We start from the raw sequence: 21,793 nt of genomic DNA, 5'->3' as shown, positions 1-21,793 counted from the left end.
TGGCGTGGTCGCCGGGAGGTGCCATGGGAGGACAGGGCAGCGGGGAAGCGGCGGTGCGCGCGGCCGGGTTGATCGCCGAGGACGAGGCGCCGCAGCGGCGCGCGCTGCACGAACAGCTGCGGCAGGCATGGCCGGAGCTGGAACTGGTGGGCGTTTGCGAGGACGGCGTGGCGGCGCTGGAAGCGGTCGAGCGGCACCGGCCCGATGTCGCGTTCCTGGACATCCGCATGCCCGGCGTCAGCGGGCTGGAAGTGGCGCGCGCGGTGGCGGCGCAGGGCGGGCTGGTGGTGTTCACCACCGCCTACGACGACTACGCCGTGCGTGCGTTCGAGACCGGCGCCGTCGATTACCTGCTCAAGCCGGTGCAGCCGGCGCGGCTGGAACAGGCGGTGGCGCGGGTGCGCGGGCGGTTGGCGCAGGCGTTCCGCCCCGACGTGCAGGCGCTGATAGACGACCTGGAAGCGCGCCTGCGGCCGCGCGGCGAACGCCTGGTGCGCTGGATCAGTGCCAGCGTCGGCGACAGTGTCAGCATGACCGGCATCGACGAGGTGCTGTATTTCCAGGCCCAGGACAAATACCTGAAGGTGGTCACCGCCGACGGCGAAGTGCTGATCCGCACCCCGCTGAAGGAGCTGCTGGCCGGCCTGGATCCGGACGAGTTCTGGCAGGTGCACCGCGGGGTGGTGGTGCGGGTGGCGGCGATCGAACGGCTGCGTCGCGACGAGTTGGGGCGGACGACGATCCGGCTGAAGCAGCGCCCGGAGGTGCTGCCGGTCAGCGCCGCCTTCCTGCACCGTTTCCGCGGCATGTAGGCCGAAGGCGGCGGCGCCGGCTCAGCGCGCCGGCTGGCGCAGCGCCGGCAGCAGCGCCTGCGGATCGCCGTCGTTGGGCGCGGCGGTGATGCCGGTCAGCCGCGCCAGCAGCGGATAGAGGTCGACATTGTCGAAACGCGGCAGCACCGCGCCCTGCCGGAACGCGGGGCCGCGGGCGACGAATACCGCCTGCATCGACGGCAGCGCCGGGTCGTAGCCGTGCGAGCCGCGGTTGCCGGGCGAGCGCTTGGCGATGCCCTTGCGGGTCAGCGCGTCCCAGCCTTCGTGCATCTGGCAGACGATGGGCGGAACGCGCGGATGGGTGCCGTAATGCCAGCGCGCCGGGAGCTGTTCCTTCTTCCAGCAGTCGTAGTGCGCATGCGCGCCCAGCAGCGCCTTCTCCGCCTCCCGTTCACGGCCCGGCTGCGGGGCGAAGCCGACCGACTGGCCGACCGATACCTCGCGCGCGATCTCCGGCGCGACCATGTCCTCGGTGGCGATCACCTGCCCGGCCGGGACGCTGGCCATGCCATGGTCGGACACGACGATCACGTTGGTCCTGTCGAGCAGGCCTTGGCGGCGCATGCCGTCCAGCAGCTGGCCGATGGCCGCGTCCACTTCCTGCAGCGCGGCGGCGTATTCGGGCGAATCCGGGCCATGGTCGTGCCCGGCCTGGTCCACCTGTTCCATGTAGGCGGCGACCAGGCGCGGCGTGCGGCCGTCGGGCGCGCCTTCCAGCCACGACAGCACCAGCTGCATGCGTTCGGGCAGGGGCACGCTCTCGTCGTAGGCGTGCCACTGGCTGGCGTGCACGCCCTGGATGGCGGCCTCGCTGCCCGGCCAGGACCAGGTCGCGCTCTTGTAGCCGGCCTTCTCCACGCCCACCCAGATCGGCTCGCCGCCCCACCAGGCGGGATTGGTCACCGCAGCGCGGTCCTGGAGGCTGAAACGCCCCAGGTCCTCGGCGCTCATGCTGTTGTGGATGATGCCGTGGTGGTCCGGGCGCAGGCCGGTGACCAGGGTGTAGTGGTTGGGAAAGGTGAGCGAGGGGTAGGACGGCGACATGCCGGCCGAACGCACGCCTTCGCGCGCCAGGCGGGCGAGGTTGGGACTGTGGCCGCGCTCGACCATGTCCGCGCGCAGGCCGTCGATGGACAGCAGCAGGACGGTGGGGGCGCGCCGTGGCGCGGCTGCGGTGGTGGAGGACGGGGCGGGGCCGGTCGAGGCGCAGGCGGCGAGCAGGCTGGCGCCGAGCAGCGCGAGGGAAGTGCGGAACGGAATCATGCGCCCATGATAGTCCCGGCCCGATGACAGCTGGCATGCAGGAACGGGCGGCAGGCGCAGGGTGATGGCCATGCGGCCTGTCTTGTCGCGCGGTCTGTGACGGGCGTTGCGGAAACGTGTGCCGGCGCCGTGGCGGCGCGTCGTGTCCCGCTGCCGCGACACGTGGCAACGCGTGCCCATGCCTTCGACGATGATCGGCCCATTGGCGCATGCAGGCACTGCCGGCGACCACGCTGGCCAGCGGCGCGGCGATGGCCGTGGCGCTGCTGCTGCGCGATGTCGTGCGGCCCGCGAAGGAAGCACCCCGTGATGCGGCGCATATAGGCGGGGACCGCGTTCGGCGCGCTTTGCCTGAGGCGGATGTCCACCGGGCGCCTGCGCCTCCGGGGCCGCGGCGCCCTGCTCAGTCGAACAGCGAAGGCGCCGTGGCTTCCTCGTGCAGGGCGCCTTCCAGCCTCAGCAGCGCGGCTTTGGTCGGCAGGCCGCCGCCGAAGCCGGTCAGCGCGCCGTCGTTGCCGATCACCCGGTGGCAGGGCAGCACGATGGGCAGCGGATTGCGGCCATTGGCCGCGCCCACGGCGCGGGTCGCGGTGGGGCGGCCGATGCGTTGCGCCAGCTGGCGGTAGCTCCAGGTGGCGCCGAACGGAATCTCGGCCAGCGCGTGCCAGACCTGCAGCTGGAATTCGGTGCCCACCGGCGCCAGCGCCAGGTCGAAACCGCGGCGCCGGCCGTGCAGGTAGTCCAGCAGCTGCCGGCGCGGTTCGGCGACGGCGTCCGGGTCGCGCTGCCAGCCTTCGCGGCCCTTGGCGTCGTGGCGGTTGCGCGCGAACAGGATATGGCGCAGGCCGGTGGCATCGGCGGCGATGGTGAGCGGGCCGATGGGCGTGTCGAAACGGTCGTAGTAGAGGGTCATTGTTCGGGTTCCTTGTTCGGTTCCGCAGCCAGGTGCCAGAGATGGAGTACCGCGTAGGCGCGCCACGGCCGCCAGGCCTGCGAACGGGCCTCGGTGGCGCGCTCGCCCAGGCGCTGGCCTTCGCCGAGCACCTGCTGCAGCACCAGGTCGCCGGCGGGAAAGGCGTCGGGCATGCCCAGCGCGCGCAGGGCCATGTAGTGCGCGGTCCAAGGGCCGATGCCGGGCAGGGCGGTGGCCTGATGGACGAACTGCTCCAGCGTCTGCGCGCGGCTGAATTCCAGCCGGCCCTCGGCGCAGGCCAGCGCCACCGCGCGCAGCGTGGCCGCGCGGGTGCGCGGCAGGCCGATGCTTTCCAGCGGCGCCTCGGCCAGCACCTCGGGCGTGGGGAACTGCCGGTCCAGGCCGTCGGGCATGTCCGGCAGAACCTGTCCGAAGCGGTCGACCAGGCGCCGCGCCAGCGTGGTCGCCGCCGCCACGCTGACCTGCTGGCCCAGCACGGCGCGCGCGGCCACCTCGAAGCCGTCCCAGCCGCCGGGAATGCGCAGGCCCGGACGCCGGGCGATGCCTTGCGCCAGCAGCGGTTCGTGCGCCAGGCAGGCATGCACGGTGGCCAGGTCCGCATCCAGATCGAACACGCGCCGCACTTTCGCCACGATCGCCGGGATCGCGCGCGCGTCGGTGGTGCCCAGCTGCAGGCGCAGCTCCGGTCGCTTCGGATCGGCGCTGACCCGGATCAGGCTGGCGCGGCCGCCGGCGACGATCACGCGCTGGTAGCTGTCGGCGTCGATGCGTTCGATGCCGGGAATCGCGCGCCGGCGCAGGAAGCCGAGCATCGCCGGAAAATCCAGCGGCGGCCGGTAGGCCAGGCGCAGCACCGGCTCGCCGCCGGGCACCGCGCCGTGGCGCTTGCGCAGCGCGCTCGGCGGCATGCCGCAGCCGGCCAGGAAGGCGTCGTTGAAGCGGCGCAGGCTGTTGAAGCCGGCGGCCAGCGCCACTTCGGTCACCGGCAGGTGGGTTTCGGTCAGCAGCTGCTTGGCCAGCAGCAGGCGGCGGGTGGCGTGCAGCTGCGCCGGCGTCGCGCCCAGCCGCGCCACGAACAGCCGCTGCAGCTGGCGCGCGCTCAGTTCCATCGCCTCGGCCAGCGCGGTGGCCGGCTGGTCCTGCAGGATGCCTTCGTCCAGCAGCGCCAGGGCGCGGTGCAGGGTGTGGTCCTGCATGTAGCTGGCGTCGTCCGGCGACAGTTCCGGCCGGCAGCGCAGGCACGGCCGGTAGCCGGCGGCGGCCGCGGCCGCGGCGGTGGGGTAGTAGCTGACGTTGTCGCGGCGGGGCGGCGGCGCCGGGCACACCGGCCGGCAATAGATGCCGGTGCTGCGCACGGCGGTGAAGAACAGCCCGTCGAAGCGCGCGTCGCGGGCCAGGCGCGCCTGTTCGCATTGTTCGTGGCTGGGCAGGGTCGATGGATGCATGGCGCCAGTCTAGGCCCGTCGGCGGACGCGGACTGGCCATTTCCGGACATCAATGCCCAAGGCGGATCGTCAGTTCAGGAGGCATTGCGGCGCGGACGGCGATGCGCACTAGACTGTCCGTTCCCCGGCGCCCGCCGCCGCCCCACGGATCCGATCGTTGTCCATGTTGCCCAGATTCTGGTGGTCGCCTCTGCTGTGCCTCGGGCTGCTGGCCTGCAACCCCGGCGACAAGGACAAGCCGGTCGCGGCGGCCGACCCGGCCACGGCGCTGGCCGCCGACGGCGACCACATGGTGTCGATCAACGCGGTCGACGCGCCACCGCCGCCGGCGCCGGTGAAGCCGGCCCGCGACAAGGCCTGGCCGGAGGTGACGCTGGAGAACGGCAGGGCCTGGGTCAGCTGCGACACCGACTACACCGGCGAGGCCGGCGACGGCGCCGAGCTGGAAGCACTGGACCGCAAGACCTTGGACGCGGCGCTGGAGCACTGCCGCGAGCGCGGACTGGTGCGGGTGCGTTACGCCGGCAAGATCAACCCGTCCTTCGCCGCGATGGTTTCGCGCCTGGCGGTGGTGGCCGACGCGATGAAGATCGGCAAGCGCGTGCTCGACCTGGACTCCAGCGGCGGCCAGGTGGAAGCGGCGATCGTCGCCGGCGACAGCATCGGCGAGGCCGGCTGGACCATCTGGGTGCGCGAGGGTTCCATCTGCCACAGCGCCTGCGTGTTCGTGCTGGCCGCCGGCGACAACCGGCTGATTTCCGGCAAGGTCGGCATCCACCGGATGATGCGCATCAGCTCCACCGCCACCTCGCGCGCCGAGCTGAACAAGGAACTGCACGAGGTCTACGACAACGTGAAGGATTACCTGCAGCGCAATGGCGTGGCGGTGGGCGTGGCCGACCTGATGATGACCGTGCCCAACCGCAGCCTGCGCCTGCTCACCAGCGAGGAGCTCAAGCAGTACGGGCTGGACGGCACCAACGCGGTGCAGGACGACCTGGAGCGGATCAAGCAGATGCGCAAGTGCGGCGACGATTTCGTGCGCCGCAAGGACGCGTTCCTGATCGCCTTCGACCGCCAGTGCAAGGTCGAGGGCGCCGACCTGGAAGCGGTGACCACCTGCGGGCAGGCGCTGAAGGAACACTTCGGTTTCCCCGACGAGACCTGTCCGGACGAGAGCCCGCTGTCTGAGATCGACACCGCGCTGCTGGAAATGCCGACCGAGGCCGCGCCGCTGCCGGTGGTCGCGCCGACAGCGGTGGGCGTGGAGCCGCGCGCCGGGCTGTGACGGGCGCGCCGGCCTGGCGCGCGCGGCGCGGCTTGGCGGGCGATCCCCGCCGCGCATGATCCGGATCAAGGTCGGCGCGGGCCGCGGGCCGTAGGCTGTGCCGGACACCGAATGCGGAGGCCGAAGATGCGTGTTGTCGATGTACTGGTGGTCGGCGCGGGCCCGGCCGGGCTGTGCCTGGCGCGGGGGCTGGCCGATACGGGGCTGTCGGTGACGGTGGTCGAGCTGCAACCGGCCGCGGCGCTGGCCGAACCGGCCTTCGACGGGCGCGAGATCGCGCTGACCCACGCGTCGCGGCAGATCCTGCGCGGGCTCGGCCTGTGGGAGCGCCTGGATCCGGCGCAGGTCTCGCCGCTGCGCAGCGCCAGGGTCATGAACGGCGCGTCCCCGTTCGCGCTCGGCTTCGCCGCCGGCACGGAGAACGTGGACGAACTGGGCTGGCTGGTGCCCAACCACCTGATCCGCCGCGCCGCCTGGGAGGCGGTGCAGGGGCAGGCGGGGCTGGAACTGGTCGATGGCGCGAAGGTGACCGCGATCGAGACCGGCGAGGCGGCCAACACGGTGGTGCTCGACGATGGCCGCCGCCTGCGCGCGCGGCTGGTGGTGGCCGCCGACAGCCGGTTCTCGGCGACCCGGCGCATGATGGGCATCGGCGCGCAGATGCGCGACTTCGGCAAGTCGATGCTGGTATGTCGGCTAGAGCACGAGCAGCCGCACCATCACGCCGCTTGGGAGTGGTTCGGCTACGGCCGCACGCTGGCGATGCTGCCCCTGCCGGGCGACCGGTGCTCGGCGGTGATCACCCTGCCGCCGCAGGGCATCCAGGAACTGGTGGCGATGGACGATGCGGCGTTCGGGCAGGCCGTCACCGGCTTCTTCGAGCAGCGCCTGGGGCCGATGCGGCCGGTGGGCACGCGCCATGTCTATCCGCTGGTGGGCGTGTACGCGCACCGCTTTGCCGCGCACCGCTACGCGCTGGCCGGCGATGCCGCGGTGGGCATGCATCCGGTGACCGCGCACGGGTTCAACTTCGGCCTGCAGAGCCAGCAGCGGCTGGTGAAGGAAATCGCCACCGCGGCCGCGCGCGGCGGCGACATCGGCGCGCCCGCGGTACTGGCTCGCTACGAACGCGGGCACCGGCTGGCGACCCGGCCGCTCTACGAGGCGACCAACGCCATCGCCGCGCTGTACAACGACAGCCGCCTGCCCGCGCGCCTGCTGCGCGGCGCCGCGCTGCGCGCAGCGCACGGCGTGGCGCCTTTCAGGAAGATGATCGCCGCGCACCTGACCCAGGCCAGAAACGAGTGAAGAGGAGTGAGGAGCGAGAGAAAACTGTAGCTGCGGGACTTGTCCCGCAGGAGCCTTCGCGCGCAAGTCCCGTGCCGGGCAAGCCCGGCACCTACGAGATTGCTCTGGCTTTCCCTCGTTCCTCGTGCCTGTTCACTCGTTCCTCGCTTCACCGCACGCGGATGCGTACCTCGCCCAGCTCCACCTGCTGGCCCGCGCGGATCTTGCAGGCCTTGCGCAGTTCCACTTCGCCGTCGACGCGGACCTGGCCTTCGCCGATCAGCATCTTGGCCTCGCCGCCGCTGGCGACCAGGTCGGTCAGCTTGAGCAGTTGCTTCAGTTCCACGTACTCGCGGTCCAGTTCGAAATCGATGGTCTGCATGGGGAGGCCGGCAGGGAAAGGGCGCGATTATCGCCTGCCGCGGCCGTGAACCGGCGCAACCGCAGCGGCCGCACGATATCCGCCGCCCGGCACGGGGCACCGGCGCTGCCTCGGGTGCCGCGGTCCCGCCGGTAGCGGCCCGTCCGCCCGGGGGCGGACCCGACGCCGTCCTGCAGCGGCCGGTAGGCGACCGGAATCCGGCCGGGACGGGCACCTGCGGGCGGCCGCCGGGGGAGAACAGCTGAACGGACGCCATCGGGGATTTCGACAGGGGCCGGCGCAAGGCGCACAATACGCCCCATTTTCCTGCCCGCTGCGTTCGCCGCGGTGCCCCCGGAGCCCCCATGTCCCAAGAATCCCCCGCGCCGCTGCTGTTCGCAGATCTCGGCCTCTCCGAGCCTGTGATGAAAGCGGTCGCCGACGTCGGTTACGAGACCCCGTCGCCCATCCAGGCCGCCACCATCCCGGCGATGCTGGAAGGCCGCGACGTGCTCGGCCAGGCGCAGACCGGCACCGGCAAGACCGGCGCCTTCGCGCTGCCGGTGCTGTCCAACATCGACCTTTCCGCCACCAAGCCGCAGGTGCTGGTGCTGGCGCCGACCCGCGAACTGGCCATCCAGGTCGCCGAGGCGTTCCAGACCTACTCGGCCTCGATGCCCGGCTTCCGCGTGCTGCCGGTGTACGGCGGCCAGCCCTACGGCCAGCAGCTGTCGGCGCTGCGCCGCGGCGTGCACGTCGTGGTCGGCACCCCCGGCCGCGTCATCGACCACCTGGACCGCGGCACGCTGGACCTGTCCGAGCTGAAGACGCTGGTGCTGGACGAAGCCGACGAAATGCTGCGCATGGGCTTCATCGACGACGTCGAGGCCGTGCTCAAGAAACTGCCGGAAACCCGCCAGGTGGCGCTGTTCTCGGCCACCATGCCGCCGCAGATCCGCCGCATCGCGCAGACCTACCTGCGCGAGCCGGTGGAAGTGACCATCGCCTCCAAAACCACTACGTCGGCCAACATCCGCCAGCGCTACTGGTGGGTGGCCGGCATGCACAAGCTGGACGCGCTGACCCGCATCCTGGAGGTGGAAACCTTCGATGCGATGATCATCTTCGCGCGCACCAAGGCCGGCACCGAGGAACTGGCAGGCAAGCTGCAGGCGCGCGGCCTGGCCGCGGCCGCCATCAACGGCGACATGCAACAGGCCCAGCGCGAGCGCACCATCGGCCAGCTCAAGGAAGGCAAGCTCGACATCCTGGTCGCCACCGACGTGGCCGCGCGCGGCCTGGACGTGGAGCGCATCAGCCACGTGCTGAACTACGACATCCCGTACGACACCGAGAGCTACGTGCACCGCATCGGCCGTACCGGCCGCGCCGGCCGCAGCGGCGAGGCGATCCTGTTCGTCACCCCGCGCGAGAAGGGCATGCTGCGCCAGATCGAGCGCGCCACGCGCCAGCCGATCGAGGAAATGCAGCTGCCGAGCGTGGACGCGGTCAACGACCACCGCGTGAGCAAGTTCATGGACCGCATCAGCCAGGCCCTGGCCGGCGGCGACATGGATTTCTACCGCGACCTGCTGCAGCGCTACGAAGGCGAGCACAACGTGCCGGCGATCGAGATCGCCGCCGCGCTGGCCAAGCTGCTGCAGGGCGACGCACCGTTCCTGCTCACACCCCGCCGGTGCGCGAGCGCCGCGAGCCGCAGGCCGGCCGCACCGAGCGCCCTGCGCGCGCGACGGCGGCTTCCCGCGCGCGCGAGCGCGGCGAGCGCCCGGCGCGTTTCGAGCCGCGTTTCGAACGTGGCCCGCGCAATGACGAAAGCGCGCGCGCGCCGCGTCCGCCGCGCGGCGAGGCGAGCACGGCGAGCGTCCGCGCCGTGAGATGCCGCCGCGCAGCGCGCCGGAGTTCGGCATGGAGACCTACCGCATCGAGGTCGGCCACATGCATGGCGTGAAACCGGCCAACATCGTCGGCGCCATCGCCAACGAAGCCGGGCTGGAAAGCCGCTACATCGGCCGCATCGACATCCACGACGACCACTCGGTGCTCGACCTGCCGGCGGAAATGCCCGCCGACACGCTGCAGCACCTGCAGAAGGTGTGGGTATCGGGCCAGCAGCTGCGCATGCGCCGGGTCGAGGCGGGCGAGGAGCAGGGCGCCGCGCCCTCGTTCAAGTCGCGCTTCGGCAAGGGCCCCAAGCCGGCCGGCCGCCCCGGCGGCCCGCGTTCGGCCGCTCCGGGTGGCCGCCCGGGCGGGTTCAAGCCGCGCGGTCCGCGCGGCGCCTGAGTCCCCGCGCAAGACCAGGCCCGCCGGCGCGGCGGGCCGTGCGACCCGGTTCCGGTGGCGACGCCGGTATCGGGGGTTTTCCCCGACAGGGGCGGAAAAACCCGCATGCGATAATCGCGCCTGCATCGGGGAGTGCGCAGGGGAAGGGATGGTGATCGCGGGCGGTGGGGGGAAAGCGCAGGTGATGGCGGGACGGTTGTTGCTGTCCCTGCTGCTGGCGCTGCTGCTGTTGCCGCTGGCCGCCGCCGCGCAGTCCCCGCAGCCCGGCCGCGACTACCTGCTGATCGGTGCGCCGACCGACGAACAGACCCCGATCCGCGCCTGCCCGCCCGACGCGCTGGAGCGCCTGCAGGACGGCATCCTGATCCCCGCGCCCGCCGAAGGCTGGTCCGGCGCGCCGCAGGCGGTGGACGTGTTCAACGTGTTCGCCGGCGAGGTGATGATCTCCCACGGCGACCGCCGGATCTGCGGCAACATGCAGGACGCGCGCACCCGCGACTCGCGTTTCCGCGCCGGCATCGGCATGGTCATGGTGCCCAGGCAGGGCGATCTCGAACCGATCCGCGTGGCCTGGGAAAAACCGCTCAAGGCGCGCTGGATCCCCACGCTGCGGCTGGGCGCGCCGAGCCCGGTGCAGCAGATGGATACGATGCGCCTGCTGGTGCGCACGGCCTGCATCGCCATCGCCATCGCCCTGGCGCTGTCGGCGCTGATGGGTTTCCTGACCACCCGCGACCGCGACTTCCTCGTCTATACGCTGGCCACCGCGCTGCTGGTGGTCTGGCAGTCGGTGCTCAGCGGCCTGAGCGGCTATCCCGAACCCTGGCTGCCGGTGGGCGGCTTCGCCTCGTGGTGGCTGGTGTCGGCCTCGGCGCTGAGCATCGCGGTGATGGGCTGGGTGCTGTGGCGCCTGTGCGGCGGTCTGCAGGCCTGGCCGCGTTCGCGCGCGTGGGTGCGCGGCATGGCGCAGCTGCTGCTGGCGCTCGCGCTGCTCTGCTCACGCCGCTGCTGCCCTGGTCCGCGCTGGCGTGGCTGGCGGCCGCGCTGGACCAGATATTCACCCTGGTCTGCGCGCTGGCGCTGGTGGCGGGCATCGTCTCGCTGCGCCGCGGCGACTACCAGGCGGTGGACGGCCTGGCCGCGGTGGCGCCGTTGCTGCTGATGGCGCTGGCCGACCTCGCCGGCAGCCGCGAGCTGGTGCGGTTCCGCGTCGAGGCCGTGCAGCTGTCGGTGACCTGGTTCCTGATGATGTACGCCTACGGGCTCAACCGCCGCCTCGGCCACCTGCGCCGGCAGCGCGACGAGATGCGCCAGCTGGCCGATACCGACGCGCTCACCGGACTGCCCAACCGCCGTGCCGGCCTGCGCCAGCTCGAACGCCACATGGCGCGCGCGGGCAGGGAAGGGGCGCCGCTGTCGATCGGCTTCCTCGACATCGACCTGTTCAAGCAGATCAACGACCGTTACGGCCACGAGGCCGGCGACGCGGTGCTGGTGTCGGTGGCCGATACGCTGCTTGCCGCGGTGCGCGACCGCGACGACGTGATCCGCATGGGCGGCGAGGAATTCCTGGTGCTGCTGCCCGGCACGCGCGCCGACGCGGCGCTGCCGCGGCTGGAACAGCTGCGCGAGCGGATCGCGCGGCAGGCGGCGGCGCTGCCGCACGACGGGCTGGCGGTGACGGTGAGCATCGGCCTGGCCGAGATGCAGGCGCGCGGCGACGACCTGGCCGCGCTGCTGCGCCGCGCCGACAACGCCATGTACCAGGCCAAACGCGGCGGCCGCGACCGCGTGATCGCGGCCGTCGCCGACGAGGCCGTGCTGTCCGGCGACCCGGGCGATGGCGGATAATCCGCCGATGACGACCCGACTCAACAAGCACATCGCCGAAACCGGCTTCTGTTCCCGCCGCGAGGCCGACCGCCTGATCGGCGCGCGCCGCGTGACCGTCAACGGCATCGCCGCCGGTACCGGCGCGGTGGTCGGCGAGGGCGACGAGGTGCGCGTGGACGGCCAGCCGCTGCGCGCCCGCGCCGTGCACAAGAGCACCGGCCGCAGACACGTCTACATCGCGCTGAACAAGCCGGTCGGCATCACCTGCACCACCGAGAGCGCGGTCAAGGGCAACATCGTCGATTTCGTCGGCCACGAGCAGCGCATCTTCCCGATCGGCCGCCTGGACAAGGATTCCGAAGGCCTGATCCTGATGACCAGCAACGGCGACATCGTCAACCAGATCCTGCGCGCCGAGAACGGCCACCAGAAGGAATACCTGGTGGCGGTGAACAAGCCGGTCACCGACGAGTTCCTGCGCGGCATGGCGCGCGGCGTGCGCATCCACGACCAGATGACACTGCCGTGCCGCGCCACGCGCATCGCCAAGTTCGGTTTCCGCATCGTGCTGGAGCAGGGCCTGAACCGGCAGATCCGCCTGATGGCCGCCGCCTTCGGCTACCGCGTCACCCAGCTGCGCCGTGTGCGCATCGACAACATCAAACTGGGCGCGCTCAAGCCCGGCCAGTGGCGCAACCTCACCGAGCAGGAACTGCGTGGGCTGCTGCCGCAGCAGCGCGAGTGGTGAAGTGTGACCGGCTCGCCGCACTGACCGGCGCGCGCCGAGGCTAGACTTCTCCTGTTCCCGCCGCTCCCAGGGACACAGACCCGGACCCGGATGATCAAGCCCGACCTTCCCGCCAACGAGGCCGAGCGCCTGGCCGCGTTGCAGCGTTACCGCATCCTCGACACCCCGCGCGAAGACGAATTCGACGACCTGGTCACCATCGCCCGCGCCATCTGCGGCACGCCGATGGGCGCGGTCACCCTGATCGACAGCGAGCGGCAGTGGTTCAAGTCGCTGCAGGGGCTGGACGGCGAGCAGACCCCGCGCGACGAGGCGTTCTGCGCGCACGCCATCCTGCAGCCGACGCGCCTGACCGTGGTCGAGGACGCGCGCCAGGACGCGCGTTTCCGCGGCAATCCCTCGGTCACCGCCGATCCCTTCATCCGCTTCTACGCCGGCGCGCCGCTGCTGAGCAGCGACGGCTACGCGCTGGGCACGCTGTGCGTGTTCGATTCGCGCCCGGGCCAGCTCGCCGTCACCCAGGCCGAGGCGCTGCAGGCGCTGTCGCGGCAGGTGGGGCGGATGCTGGAGATGCGCGGCCTGCGCCGCCGGATCGACCACCACCAGGACGAGCACGACTGGTACGAGGCGCGCCTGGCCGAGTACTACGTGCAGCTGGAACAGCAGAACCTGGAGCTGTCCGAACAGACCCGCACCGATCCGCTGACCGGGCTGCCGAACCGGCGCGCGCTGTCCGTGGCGCTGGCCGGGGCGATCGGACGCGGTGCCGCCGCGCCGCCGGCGGTGGCCATCGTCGACATCGACCACTTCAAGCAGGTCAACGACATCCACGGCCACACCGAGGGCGACCGCGTGCTGGTCGAACTGGCCGGCGTGCTGCGCGCGCAGTTCGCCGGGAGCGGCATGGCCGCGCGCTACGGCGGCGAGGAGTTCGTGATCCTGCTGCCGGACACGCCGCTGGCGCAGGCCGAACTGCAATGCCAGTACCTGCGCGAAGAGGTCACGCTCCTGCCGATGGGGCTGCCGGTCACGATCAGCGTCGGGCTGGCGGCGCACCGCCCCGGCGAATCGGCGCAGGAAACCCTGCGCCGCGCCGATGCCGCGCTCTACCAGGCCAAGGCGCAGGGCCGCGACCGGGTGGTGGTCGCCGGCTGAGCGCCTATTCCAGCCCGGCCCCGGCAGCGGGTACGGGCCGCGTGCGGTTGAGCAGCGGGTGCAGGAACACCGCGCCGATGATGATCGCCACGCCCAGGTAGAACAGCGGCGTCAGCTCGCGCTGTTCGCCCAGGAACAGCATCGCCAGCACGATGGCGTAGACCGGCTCCAGGTTGGTGACCAGCTGCATGGTGTAGGCGCTGAGATGGCGCAGCGCCACCAGCGCCAGGGCGAACGGCAGCAGGGTGCACAGGCCCGACAGCGTCAGCAGCAGGACGCCGTCGTGCAGGTTGGGGATCACCCACAGGTCGCTGGCCAGCGCCGGCAGCAGCAGCGGCAGGGCCGGTGCCAGCACGGTCAGGGTGAGGGTGCCGGCGCCCAGTTCCAGCGCGGTGACGGTCAACGGATCGGCATGGCTGACCAGGCGCTTGTTGAACGAGCCGAACAGGGCCACCAGCAGCGCCGACAGCGCGCCCACCGCCACGCCCAGGCGCATGCCGTCAGGCACGCCGCCGACCACCAGCGCCACGCCCGGCAGCACCGCCAGGCCGAACGCCAGTTCGCGCGGCTGGAACGGCCGCCGGGCGATCCACGGCTCGACGATGGCGGTGAACACCGGCGCCAGCGCGATGCAGGTGGCCGCCACCGAAGCGTTGGCCAGCTTCACCGCGCCGTAGAACGTGAGCCAGTGCAGCGCCACCAGCGCGCCGATGCCGCAGTAGCCCAGCGCCAGCCGCGGGGTCAGCGCCGACAGCCCGCGCCAGACCCGCGGCAGCAGCGCCAGCATCGCCACCACCAGCAGCATGCGCCACCACACCAGCGGCAGCGCGGGCAGGGTGATGAGCTTGCCGAGGATGGCGGTCACGCCCCATAGCAGCACGCAGAAATGGATCTGCAGCAGGGCCTTGCGGGTATCGGGACTGGACATCGGCAGATTGTCGCCGATGCGCGCGGCCCGCGCCGCCCTGCGTGCTTCAGTTTTCGCCGAGCAGGCGCAGCAGTTCACGCGCGGCCGCCGGGTTGCGGTGCTTGGCCGCGCTGATGAAGAAGACGAACACCTCGCGCTGCGCCGGCGTGGCCGCCACCGCGCTGGCGTGCGGCAGGTCGTGCGGATCGCCGCCCTGCCGCCAGTGGCCGATGCGTCCGGCCCAGCGGGCCAGTTCCCGCGGTGGATAGCCGGTCGCGCATTCGTCGCGGCTGCGCATCAGCCGCGCATAGACGAAGTCGGCGCACAGGTCGGCGGCGTTGGGGTGGTCCGGCGAATCGGTGAAGACCAGCGCCATCCCGCGCCGCCGCGCCAGCGCCACCAGCGCGGCATCGAGGAAGGCCGGATCGCGGATTTCCAGCGCGTGCCGCTGCGCGCGGCCGTCCACCTGCGGCGGCAGCAGGTCGAGGAAGGCCGCGACGTCGTCGCGGTCCAGCGTGCGCCCGGCCTCGAACTGCCAGACCAGCGGCCCCAGCCGGTCGCCCAGCGCGGCGATGCCGGCGATGAAATCCTCCACCTGCGCGCCGGTGCCGGCCAGCCGCCGCGCGCCGGTGATGCGCTTGGGCGCCTTGGCCGAGAATACGAAGCCTTCCGGCGTGGCGTCGCGCCAGCCGGCGTAGATGGCCGGCTTCTGCGTGCCGTAGTAGGTGCTGTTGATCTCGATGGCGGTGAGCTGGCGGCTGGCGTATTCCAGCTCGCGCCGCTGCACCAGTCCCGTCGGGTAGAACATGCCGCCGCGCCAGGGCGCGTAGGTCCAGCCGCCGATGCCCACGTGCACACCCTGCGTGGCGGCGGCAGTGGCGGGGGCGGGAGCGAACAGGTCATCCATGGGCGTGCGGGTCGGGCGCGGCGTCATCGCGTCGATTCTATCGATCGTTCCGCGGACGCATCGCGGTCGCGCATGTCCCTGTCATCGTCCGCCTACGGCGCTTGCGCGGCCCACGGATCGTAGCTGCCGAACCACCACAGGTGGCCTTCCGGATCGCGGCAGGCATAGCCGCGGCCGCCGTAGTCCTGGTCGGCGATGTCGATGACGATCTCCGCACCGGCCGCTTTGGCACGCGCGTAGTGGGCGTCGGCGTCGCTCACGATCACGCAGGCGCTCTGCGTCTCCATGCCGCCGACCTCGTCGGGCTGGACGATGTTGCTGCCCCAGGCGCTGGGCTGCACCGAACCCAGCATCACCATGCCGTTGCCGAACGCCAGCTGCGCGTGGTGCACGGTGTCGCCGTCCTGGTAGACGGCGTGGCGCTGGAAGCCGAAGGCGCGGCACAGCCAGTCGATGGCGGCCGGCGCGTCGCGGTAGCGCAGGCACGGGATGATGGTGGCGGTGGTGCGGGCGGCGAGGTCCATGGCGGCGTTCCGATGGCGTGGAAGGCGAGGGTGGCCGCGACCACGTTACCATCGCGAGAAGGCCGGGTGCCGGCATCGATCCAGACAGGGAGAACGCATTGAACAAGTGGCTGGGGAGCGGGCTGGTGCTCGCGATGGGCGTGGCGGCGCAGGTGGCGGACGCACAGGAGGCGGCGATGCCGGTGGAACTGCAGCAACTCGATGCCACGGTGGAGCGGGTGCGGCAGCAGTTCGACGTGCCGGGCGTGGCGGTGGCGGTGGTCAAGGACGGCAAGGTGGTGCTGGAGCGCGGCTGGGGCCTGCGCGAGATCGGCAGGCCCGAGCCGGTGCAGGCCGATACGCTGTTCGCCATCGCCTCCAACACCAAGGCGTTCACCGCCACCTCGCTGAACCTGCTGGCCGAGGAAGGCAAGCTGAAGATGAGCGACCGGGTGATCGACCACCTGCCCGGTTTCCGCATGTCCGATCCCTACGTCACCGGCGAGATGCGCATCCGCGACCTGCTCTCGCACCGCAGCGGCCTGAGCCTGGGCGCCGGCGACCTGCTGTTCTGGCCGACCACCACCTACAGCAACGCCGAGGTGGTGGCGCGGCTGGCGCACGTGCCGCTGAAGAACGGCTTCCGCGACCGCTACGCCTACGACAACATCCTCTACGCGGTGGCGCAGCAGGTGATCGAGAAGGTGTCCGGCCTGTCCTACGCCGATTTCCTGCAGCAGCGCATCTTCGACAAGGTCGGCATGGCCGGCACCCGCTACAACGCCGATCATCTCCGGCCCGGCGACAAGCCGGCCATCGGCCATGCCAAGTTCGATTTCAAGGACCTGCGCCCGGTGGCGCCGCTGACCTGGTCCAACAACGCCGGCGCCGGCGGCATCTATTCCAGCGTGCACGACCTGGCGCGGTGGATGAACGTGCAGCTGGCCGGCGGCAGGCTCGTCGACGGCACGCCGCTGTTCTCGGAGAAGACCCAGCAGCAGATGTGGCAGATGCAGATCCCGCAGGTGGTGGCCGCGCCTTCGGTGCCGGAGCTGGCGCCGGCCAGGCCCAATTTCGCCGGTTACGGCGAGGGCTGGAGCCTGAGCGACTACCGCGGGCAGAAGCTGGTGTGGCACACCGGCGGCTGGCCGGGGCAGGTGTCGCGGCTGACCCTGGTGCCCGACCAGAAGCTGGGCGTGGTGGTGCTGACCAACCAGGAATCGGGCGCGGCGTTCAACGCCATCACCCTGAGCGTGCTCGACGCGATGCTCGGCGCGCCCGCGCACGACTGGGTGGCCGCCTACGCGGCCAGCGTCGCCAAGGCGCAGGACAACGCCGACGAAGGCTGGCAGAAGCACGTGGCCGCGCGCGACGCGAAGAGCCGGCCGTCGCTGCCGCTGTCCGGCTATGCCGGTACCTACCGCGACGCGTGGTACGGGGACGTGCACGTGGAGCAGAAGGCGGGCGGGCTGCGCCTGCGCTTCGGCGCCACCGCCGACCTGGTGGGCACGATGGAGCACTGGCAGCACGACACCTTCCTGGTGCGCTGGGACAACCGCTCGCTCAACGCCGACGCCTTCGTCAACTTCAGCCTCGATCCCGACGGCAAGGTGCGCGAGGTGCGCATGCAGGCGGTTTCCTCGCTGACCGATTTCAGCTTCGACTTCCAGGACCTGCTGCTGGTGCCGGCGAAGGAATGACGCCCTGCGCGGCGCCCGGCCGATACCGGGCGCCGCGTACCCGCAGGCGCGTACATCCGTGCACGGGAGGCGGTGCCGTTAAAGCCCCGTCGCGCACAGAGGTGCGCTCCTGGGCACGCCACGCGCACATACGCGACAATGCCCGCATTGTCCGTCCGCTGGTCCGTGTCCATGTTCCGTTGGTTCGAATCCCGCCTCGACCCGTTTCCGTCCGACCCGCCCGCGCAGCCGCCGCGCGGCCTGTATGCCTTCTGCCGCCACTACACGCGCGGCGCGGAGAAATGGCTGCTGCTGATGGCGCTGACCACCGCCGGCATCGCCGTGGCCGAACTGGCGCTGTATGCCTATGTCGGTTCGCTGGTGGACCGGCTCGGCGCCAGCACGCCTGCCACCTTCCTCGATGCCGAAGGCCCGCGCCTGCTGTGGATGGGGCTGCTGGTGCTGGTGGCGCTGCCGCTGCTGGTGCTCGCCAATTCGCTGGTGCAGCACCAGACCCTGCTCGGCAACTTCCCGATGCGGATCCGCTGGAGCGTGCACCGCTACCTGCTGCGGCAGTCGATGGGCTACTTCCAGGACGAATTCGCCGGGCGCATCGCCACCAAGCTGATGCAGACCTCGCTGGCGGTGCGCGAGACGGTGGTCAAGCTGTTCGACATCGGCAACTACGTGCTGGTGTTCTTCATCGGCACGCTGGCGGTGGCCGGCGCTTCGGATTGGCGGATGATGCTGCCGTTCGTGGCCTGGCTGGTCGGCTACGCGCTGCTGATGTGGCATTTCGTGCCGCGCATGGAGCGCATTTCGCGCGAGCAGGCCGACGCGCGCTCGGAGATGACCGGGCGCATCGTGGACAGCTACACCAACATCGCCACGGTCAAGCTGTTTTCGCATTCGCGTCGCGAGCAGGCCTACGCGCGCGAGGCGATGGCCGGCTTCCTGGACAAGGTGCACCCGCAGATGCGGCTGGCCACGCGCATCTACTCGCTGCTGTACGCGCTGAACATGCTGCTGCTGTTCTCGGCGGTGGCGCTGGGCCTGTGGCTGTGGCACGGCGGTTCGGTGAGCGCCGGCGCGGTCGCCGTGGCGGTGGCGCTGGTGCTGCGCATGCTGGGCATGTCGCAGTGGATCATGTGGGAGCTGTCGGCGCTGTTCGAGAACATCGGCACCGTGCACGACGGCATCAACTCGATCTCGCTGCCGCCCACGGTGGACGACGCGCCCGGCGCGCCGGAACTGGCCCGCCTGGCCGGCGACATCCGCTTCGAGGACGTGTCCTTCCACTACGGCAAGAACCACGGGGTGATCGAAGGGCTGAACCTGCACGTGCGCGCCGGCGAGAAGATCGGCGTGGTCGGGCGTTCCGGCGCGGGCAAGTCGACCCTGGTCAACCTGCTGCTGCGTTTCCACGACGTGGAGCGCGGCCGCATCCTCGTCGATGGCATCGACATCGCTTCCGTGCAGCAGGACTCGCTGCGCGCGCAGGTGGGCGTGGTCACCCAGGACACCTCGCTGCTGCACCGCTCGATCCGCGACAACCTGCTCTACGGCCGTCCCGACGCCAGCGAGGAGCAGCTGCGCGCGGCCGTCGCCAAGGCGCGCGCGGCCGACTTCATCGCCGAACTGCGCGACAGCGCGGGCCGCAGCGGCTACGACGCGCATGTCGGCGAGCGCGGCGTGAAGCTCTCCGGCGGCCAGCGCCAGCGCATCGCCATCGCCCGCGTGCTGCTCAAGGACGCGCCGATCCTGGTGCTGGACGAGGCGACCTCGGCGCTGGACTCGGAGGTGGAGGCGGCGATCCAGGAAAGCCTGGACGAACTGATGGGCGGCAAGACGGTGATCGCCATCGCCCATCGCCTGTCCACCATCGCGCGCATGGACCGGCTGGTGGTGATGGACCAGGGCCGCATCGTCGAGACCGGCACCCATGCCGCGCTGATCGCCGCCAACGGCCTGTACGCGCGGCTGTGGGCGCGCCAGACCGGCGGCTTCGTCGCGGCCGGGGATTGAGCATGCGCTGCCACCGGCCCGTGCACGCCACCGCCGGAAGAAGAAGGCCTCCGCCAGCAGCGCCGGCGGAGGCCTTCAGGCAGCGGCCGACCCGCGCGGTGGACTCAGGGGTTGCCCATGTAGTCGCGCTTGCCGATCTCCACGCCGTTGTGGCGCAGGATCGCGTAGCTGGTGGTCACATGGAAGAAGAACTGCGGCAGGCCGTACTGCAGAAGGTACACGTCGCCCTGCAGCTTCTTCTCCTTCGGCGTGCCGGCGCGCAGCACGATCTCGCGCGAATCGCTGCCTTCAAACTGCCCTGCGCTGAAGCTGTCCACATGTGCCAGCGTCCTGGCGATCAGTTCCTGCAGCTCGGCGAAGCCGGCCTCGGGGTTGTCCGGCCACGACGGCACCTCGGTATTGCCAAGACGCGAGCTGATGCCCTTGGCGAAATCGGCCGCGATCTGCACCTGGCGCACCAGCGGGAACATGTCAGGGAACAGGCGCGCACCCAGCAGCGCGGCCGGATCGATCTTCTTCTCGGTGGCGTGGGCCTCGGCCTTGGCCAGCACATCGGACAGGGCGCCGAGCATCTGCTTGAGGACGGGAACCGAAGCGCTGTACATCGAAAGGGACATGGTGGAACTCCGTGGAAGGGGAAACCGGCGTGGCGGGGCCACGCGCGTACTGAAACCCCGACAGCATAGGCCGTGCGTGCCCGGGATGCGCCCCGGGGTGACAGTACGTTCAGCGATACGGCATCGCCGGGGCGCGGATGGCCACGCTGGCAGGCTGATCCGCATCAGCGCCGGCGCAACGTTACGATACGGGGCCAGCGTGGCGGTGGGTACCGTTGCGCGGGCCATCACCGCCGCCTCATGCATCCGTTGCGGCCCGTTGCCGCGCCGGGGAAGTCAGCCCATGCGACGTTCGATGCGTCTGTCCGGGATCAGCCAGATCAACGCCACCAGCGCATAGGTCGCCTGCGCCAGATGCACCTGCACGAAGCTCAGGCCGATGCCCGCCAGGTACAGGACCGGCGACAGCCGGCCTTTCCAGTCATGCGCCAGCATCTGCTTCAGCGCCGATTGCTCCCCTTCGGCGGCGATGATGCGCTGTTGCAGCAACCAGTACGCCAATGCGGCGGCCAGCAACACGAGGCCATAGGCCGCATTCGGCAGTGCCTGGCTGTGGTAATCGTCCATCCAGCGGGTGCTGAACGGCAGCAGCGACAGCCAGAACAGCAGATGCAGGTTGGCCCACAGCACGCTGCCGGAAACGCGGGTGGAGGCCTGTAGCAGGTGATGGTGATTGTTCCAGTAGATGCCCACATAGATGAAGCTGAGCACATAGGCCAACAACGTGGGGACCAGTGGTTTCAGCGCGACCAGCGTGGCGCCCTCCGGGGCTTTGATCTCCAGCACCATGATGGTGATGATGATCGCCAGTACGCCATCGCTGAATGCTTCAAGACGCCCCTTGCCCATCTGATGTCCCCTTCGGTGGCTGTGTTCGTGGTGCTCTCCCGCGGTGGGAGAGAGAGAAGAGTCGATTAGGGCTCAGCCGACCGCCCTGCGCACCAGCGCCGCCAGCGTCGCGGCCTCGGCGTCGCCGAAGCGGTGGATGGCGAAGGAGGTAGGCCACAGGCCGCCATCGTCCAGCGCCGCCTGGTCGCTGAAACCGAAGGTGGCGTAGCGCGTCTTGAACTTGCCCGCGCTCTGGAAGAAGCACAGCACCTTGCCGTCCTTCGCCCAGGCCGGCATGCCGTACCAGGTGCGCGGCTGCAGGCCGGGCGCGGTGGCCATCACCAGCGCGTGGATGCGGCGCGCCACGTCGCGCTCGGCCGCGGCCATTTCGTCGACGCGGGCCAGCAGGTCGGCCTCGCCTTCGGCGCTGCTGCGGTTGGCGCGGGCTTCGGCCTTCAGCTCGCGCGCCCGCGCCTTCATCGCGGCCTGTTCCTCCGCGGTGAAGGTGGCCGCGCTCTTTTTGGCGGCGGTCTTTTTTGCCGCGCTCTTGCGCGGGCTGCTCTTGGAAGCGGTGCTGCGGGTCATGGGATTCCTCTTCGGGTGGGACAGTGCCGTTGAAGGGGGTCAACCGCTGCCGCGCGCCAGCCAGAGCGCGGCCAGCGGCGCGAGATTGAACAGCAGGATGCCGATCTTGTACGCGGCCATGCCGGCGTAGTGGACCGTGTCGAACGCCGCGTCGGTCAGCGTGAACCAGCGGCCGTGCAGGCGCCGCAACGCGCCGCGTGCGGAAACGAAGGCAAGGAACCAGGCCAGCAGCACGGCGTAGTTGAAGGCCAGCGACCACAGCAGGAAACGGCAGAGGGCATCGCGGTCCATGGG

Annotated in this window: 20 protein-coding genes and 1 pseudogene; 10 read left to right on the top strand and 11 right to left on the bottom strand. The window is 71.0% G+C overall.

Annotated elements, in window-relative coordinates; genetic code table 11:
- The first annotated feature begins 23 nt into the window (after positions 1 to 23).
- Complete coding sequence (locus ABTV91_RS14420) at positions 24 to 812, top strand: LytR/AlgR family response regulator transcription factor (RefSeq protein WP_433854194.1); 789 nt, start codon at positions 24 to 26, stop codon at positions 810 to 812.
- A 21-nt stretch (positions 813 to 833) separates the two neighbouring features.
- Here ABTV91_RS14420 and ABTV91_RS14415 read toward each other — a convergent pair whose 3' ends face one another.
- The 3 genes from ABTV91_RS14415 to ABTV91_RS14405 form a co-directional block, all read right to left on the bottom strand.
- Entirely contained in the window at positions 834 to 2,096 is a 1,263-nt protein-coding gene (locus ABTV91_RS14415; RefSeq protein ID WP_433852038.1) for an ectonucleotide pyrophosphatase/phosphodiesterase, read from the bottom strand.
- Positions 2,097 to 2,499: 403 nt separating this feature from the next.
- Complete coding sequence (locus tag ABTV91_RS14410; RefSeq protein WP_433852037.1) at positions 2,500 to 3,009, bottom strand: methylated-DNA--[protein]-cysteine S-methyltransferase; 510 nt, start codon at positions 3,007 to 3,009, stop codon at positions 2,500 to 2,502.
- Positions 3,006 to 4,475 carry an AlkA N-terminal domain-containing protein gene (locus tag ABTV91_RS14405; RefSeq protein ID WP_433852036.1) on the bottom strand — a complete coding sequence of 490 codons (1,470 nt, stop codon included), beginning with the start codon at positions 4,473 to 4,475 and terminating at the stop codon, positions 3,006 to 3,008. Before ABTV91_RS14405 ends, ABTV91_RS14410 begins: the two co-directional genes overlap by 4 nt.
- Positions 4,476 to 4,638: 163 nt before the next feature.
- Between ABTV91_RS14405 and ABTV91_RS14400 the strand changes: the two genes are divergently transcribed.
- Both ABTV91_RS14400 and ubiM read left to right on the top strand, forming a co-directional pair.
- Positions 4,639 to 5,763, top strand: a complete 1,125-nt coding sequence (locus tag ABTV91_RS14400) for a hypothetical protein (protein WP_433852035.1) — start codon at positions 4,639 to 4,641, stop codon at positions 5,761 to 5,763.
- A gap of 126 nt (positions 5,764 to 5,889) precedes the next feature.
- Entirely contained in the window at positions 5,890 to 7,071 is a 1,182-nt protein-coding gene (ubiM, locus tag ABTV91_RS14395) for a 5-demethoxyubiquinol-8 5-hydroxylase UbiM (RefSeq protein ID WP_433852034.1), read from the top strand.
- Between the two features lie 148 nt (positions 7,072 to 7,219).
- Here the strand turns inward: ubiM and ABTV91_RS14390 are convergent, their stop codons facing one another.
- Complete coding sequence (locus tag ABTV91_RS14390) at positions 7,220 to 7,432, bottom strand: RNA-binding S4 domain-containing protein (protein ID WP_433852033.1); 213 nt, start codon at positions 7,430 to 7,432, stop codon at positions 7,220 to 7,222.
- 344 nt (positions 7,433 to 7,776) lie between these two features.
- Between ABTV91_RS14390 and ABTV91_RS14385 the strand changes: the two are divergent.
- From ABTV91_RS14385 to ABTV91_RS14365, 5 genes and pseudogenes are all read left to right on the top strand, one after another.
- A pseudogene (locus tag ABTV91_RS14385) lies at positions 7,777 to 9,712 on the top strand (DEAD/DEAH box helicase).
- A 184-nt stretch (positions 9,713 to 9,896) separates the two neighbouring features.
- Positions 9,897 to 10,874: a hypothetical protein gene (locus ABTV91_RS14380; RefSeq protein WP_433852032.1), complete on the top strand. Its 978-nt coding sequence runs from the start codon at positions 9,897 to 9,899 to the stop codon at positions 10,872 to 10,874.
- Positions 10,796 to 11,563 carry a GGDEF domain-containing protein gene (locus tag ABTV91_RS14375; RefSeq protein WP_433852031.1) on the top strand — a complete coding sequence of 256 codons (768 nt, stop codon included), beginning with the start codon at positions 10,796 to 10,798 and terminating at the stop codon, positions 11,561 to 11,563. The genes ABTV91_RS14380 and ABTV91_RS14375 overlap by 79 nt, the downstream gene beginning before the upstream one ends.
- 7 nt (positions 11,564 to 11,570) lie before the next feature.
- On the top strand, positions 11,571 to 12,293 hold the full coding sequence (locus ABTV91_RS14370) for a pseudouridine synthase (RefSeq protein WP_433852030.1): 723 nt from the start codon (positions 11,571 to 11,573) through the stop codon (positions 12,291 to 12,293).
- A 90-nt stretch (positions 12,294 to 12,383) separates the two neighbouring features.
- A complete protein-coding gene (locus ABTV91_RS14365; RefSeq protein ID WP_433852029.1) occupies positions 12,384 to 13,448 on the top strand; it encodes a GGDEF domain-containing protein in 1,065 nt (354 codons plus the stop codon).
- A gap of 4 nt (positions 13,449 to 13,452) precedes the next feature.
- Here the strand turns inward: ABTV91_RS14365 and ABTV91_RS14360 are convergent, their stop codons facing one another.
- The 3 genes from ABTV91_RS14360 to ABTV91_RS14350 all read right to left on the bottom strand — a co-directional run bounded on the left by ABTV91_RS14360 (position 13,453) and on the right by ABTV91_RS14350 (position 15,786).
- Positions 13,453 to 14,376 (bottom strand): DMT family transporter, encoded by a 924-nt coding sequence (locus tag ABTV91_RS14360; protein ID WP_433852028.1) that lies wholly within the window; start codon positions 14,374 to 14,376, stop codon positions 13,453 to 13,455.
- Between the two features lie 46 nt (positions 14,377 to 14,422).
- Positions 14,423 to 15,262, bottom strand: a complete 840-nt coding sequence (locus tag ABTV91_RS14355) for a DUF72 domain-containing protein (protein ID WP_433854193.1) — start codon at positions 15,260 to 15,262, stop codon at positions 14,423 to 14,425.
- Between the two features lie 92 nt (positions 15,263 to 15,354).
- Positions 15,355 to 15,786 (bottom strand): VOC family protein, encoded by a 432-nt coding sequence (locus ABTV91_RS14350; protein WP_433852027.1) that lies wholly within the window; start codon positions 15,784 to 15,786, stop codon positions 15,355 to 15,357.
- A gap of 134 nt (positions 15,787 to 15,920) precedes the next feature.
- Between ABTV91_RS14350 and ABTV91_RS14345 the strand changes: the two genes are divergently transcribed.
- Positions 15,921 to 17,465 (top strand): serine hydrolase, encoded by a 1,545-nt coding sequence (locus tag ABTV91_RS14345; protein WP_433854192.1) that lies wholly within the window; start codon positions 15,921 to 15,923, stop codon positions 17,463 to 17,465.
- A 171-nt stretch (positions 17,466 to 17,636) separates the two neighbouring features.
- Positions 17,637 to 19,469 (top strand): ABC transporter ATP-binding protein, encoded by a 1,833-nt coding sequence (locus ABTV91_RS14340; protein ID WP_433852026.1) that lies wholly within the window; start codon positions 17,637 to 17,639, stop codon positions 19,467 to 19,469.
- Positions 19,470 to 19,573: 104 nt separating this feature from the next.
- Here ABTV91_RS14340 and ABTV91_RS14335 read toward each other — a convergent pair whose 3' ends face one another.
- The 4 genes from ABTV91_RS14335 to ABTV91_RS14320 all read right to left on the bottom strand — a co-directional run bounded on the left by ABTV91_RS14335 (position 19,574) and on the right by ABTV91_RS14320 (position 21,790).
- On the bottom strand, positions 19,574 to 20,086 hold the full coding sequence (locus tag ABTV91_RS14335; RefSeq protein WP_433852025.1) for a DUF1993 domain-containing protein: 513 nt from the start codon (positions 20,084 to 20,086) through the stop codon (positions 19,574 to 19,576).
- A 276-nt stretch (positions 20,087 to 20,362) separates the two neighbouring features.
- Entirely contained in the window at positions 20,363 to 20,935 is a 573-nt protein-coding gene (locus tag ABTV91_RS14330; RefSeq protein ID WP_433852024.1) for a TMEM175 family protein, read from the bottom strand.
- A gap of 72 nt (positions 20,936 to 21,007) precedes the next feature.
- Positions 21,008 to 21,499, bottom strand: coding sequence for an iron chaperone (locus ABTV91_RS14325; protein ID WP_433852023.1), 492 nt, complete (start codon positions 21,497 to 21,499; stop codon positions 21,008 to 21,010).
- Between the two features lie 39 nt (positions 21,500 to 21,538).
- On the bottom strand, positions 21,539 to 21,790 hold the full coding sequence (locus ABTV91_RS14320; protein WP_433852022.1) for a DUF6868 family protein: 252 nt from the start codon (positions 21,788 to 21,790) through the stop codon (positions 21,539 to 21,541).
- Between the last annotated feature and the right edge of the window lie 3 nt (positions 21,791 to 21,793).

Origin of the sequence: Stenotrophomonas nitritireducens, assembly GCF_050984405.1 — a bacterium.
Classification (GTDB): Bacteria; Pseudomonadota; Gammaproteobacteria; order Xanthomonadales; family Xanthomonadaceae; genus Stenotrophomonas; species Stenotrophomonas nitritireducens_B.
Note: the sequence above shows the minus strand (reverse complement) of the source record. Positions and strands in the feature narration are given on the sequence as shown.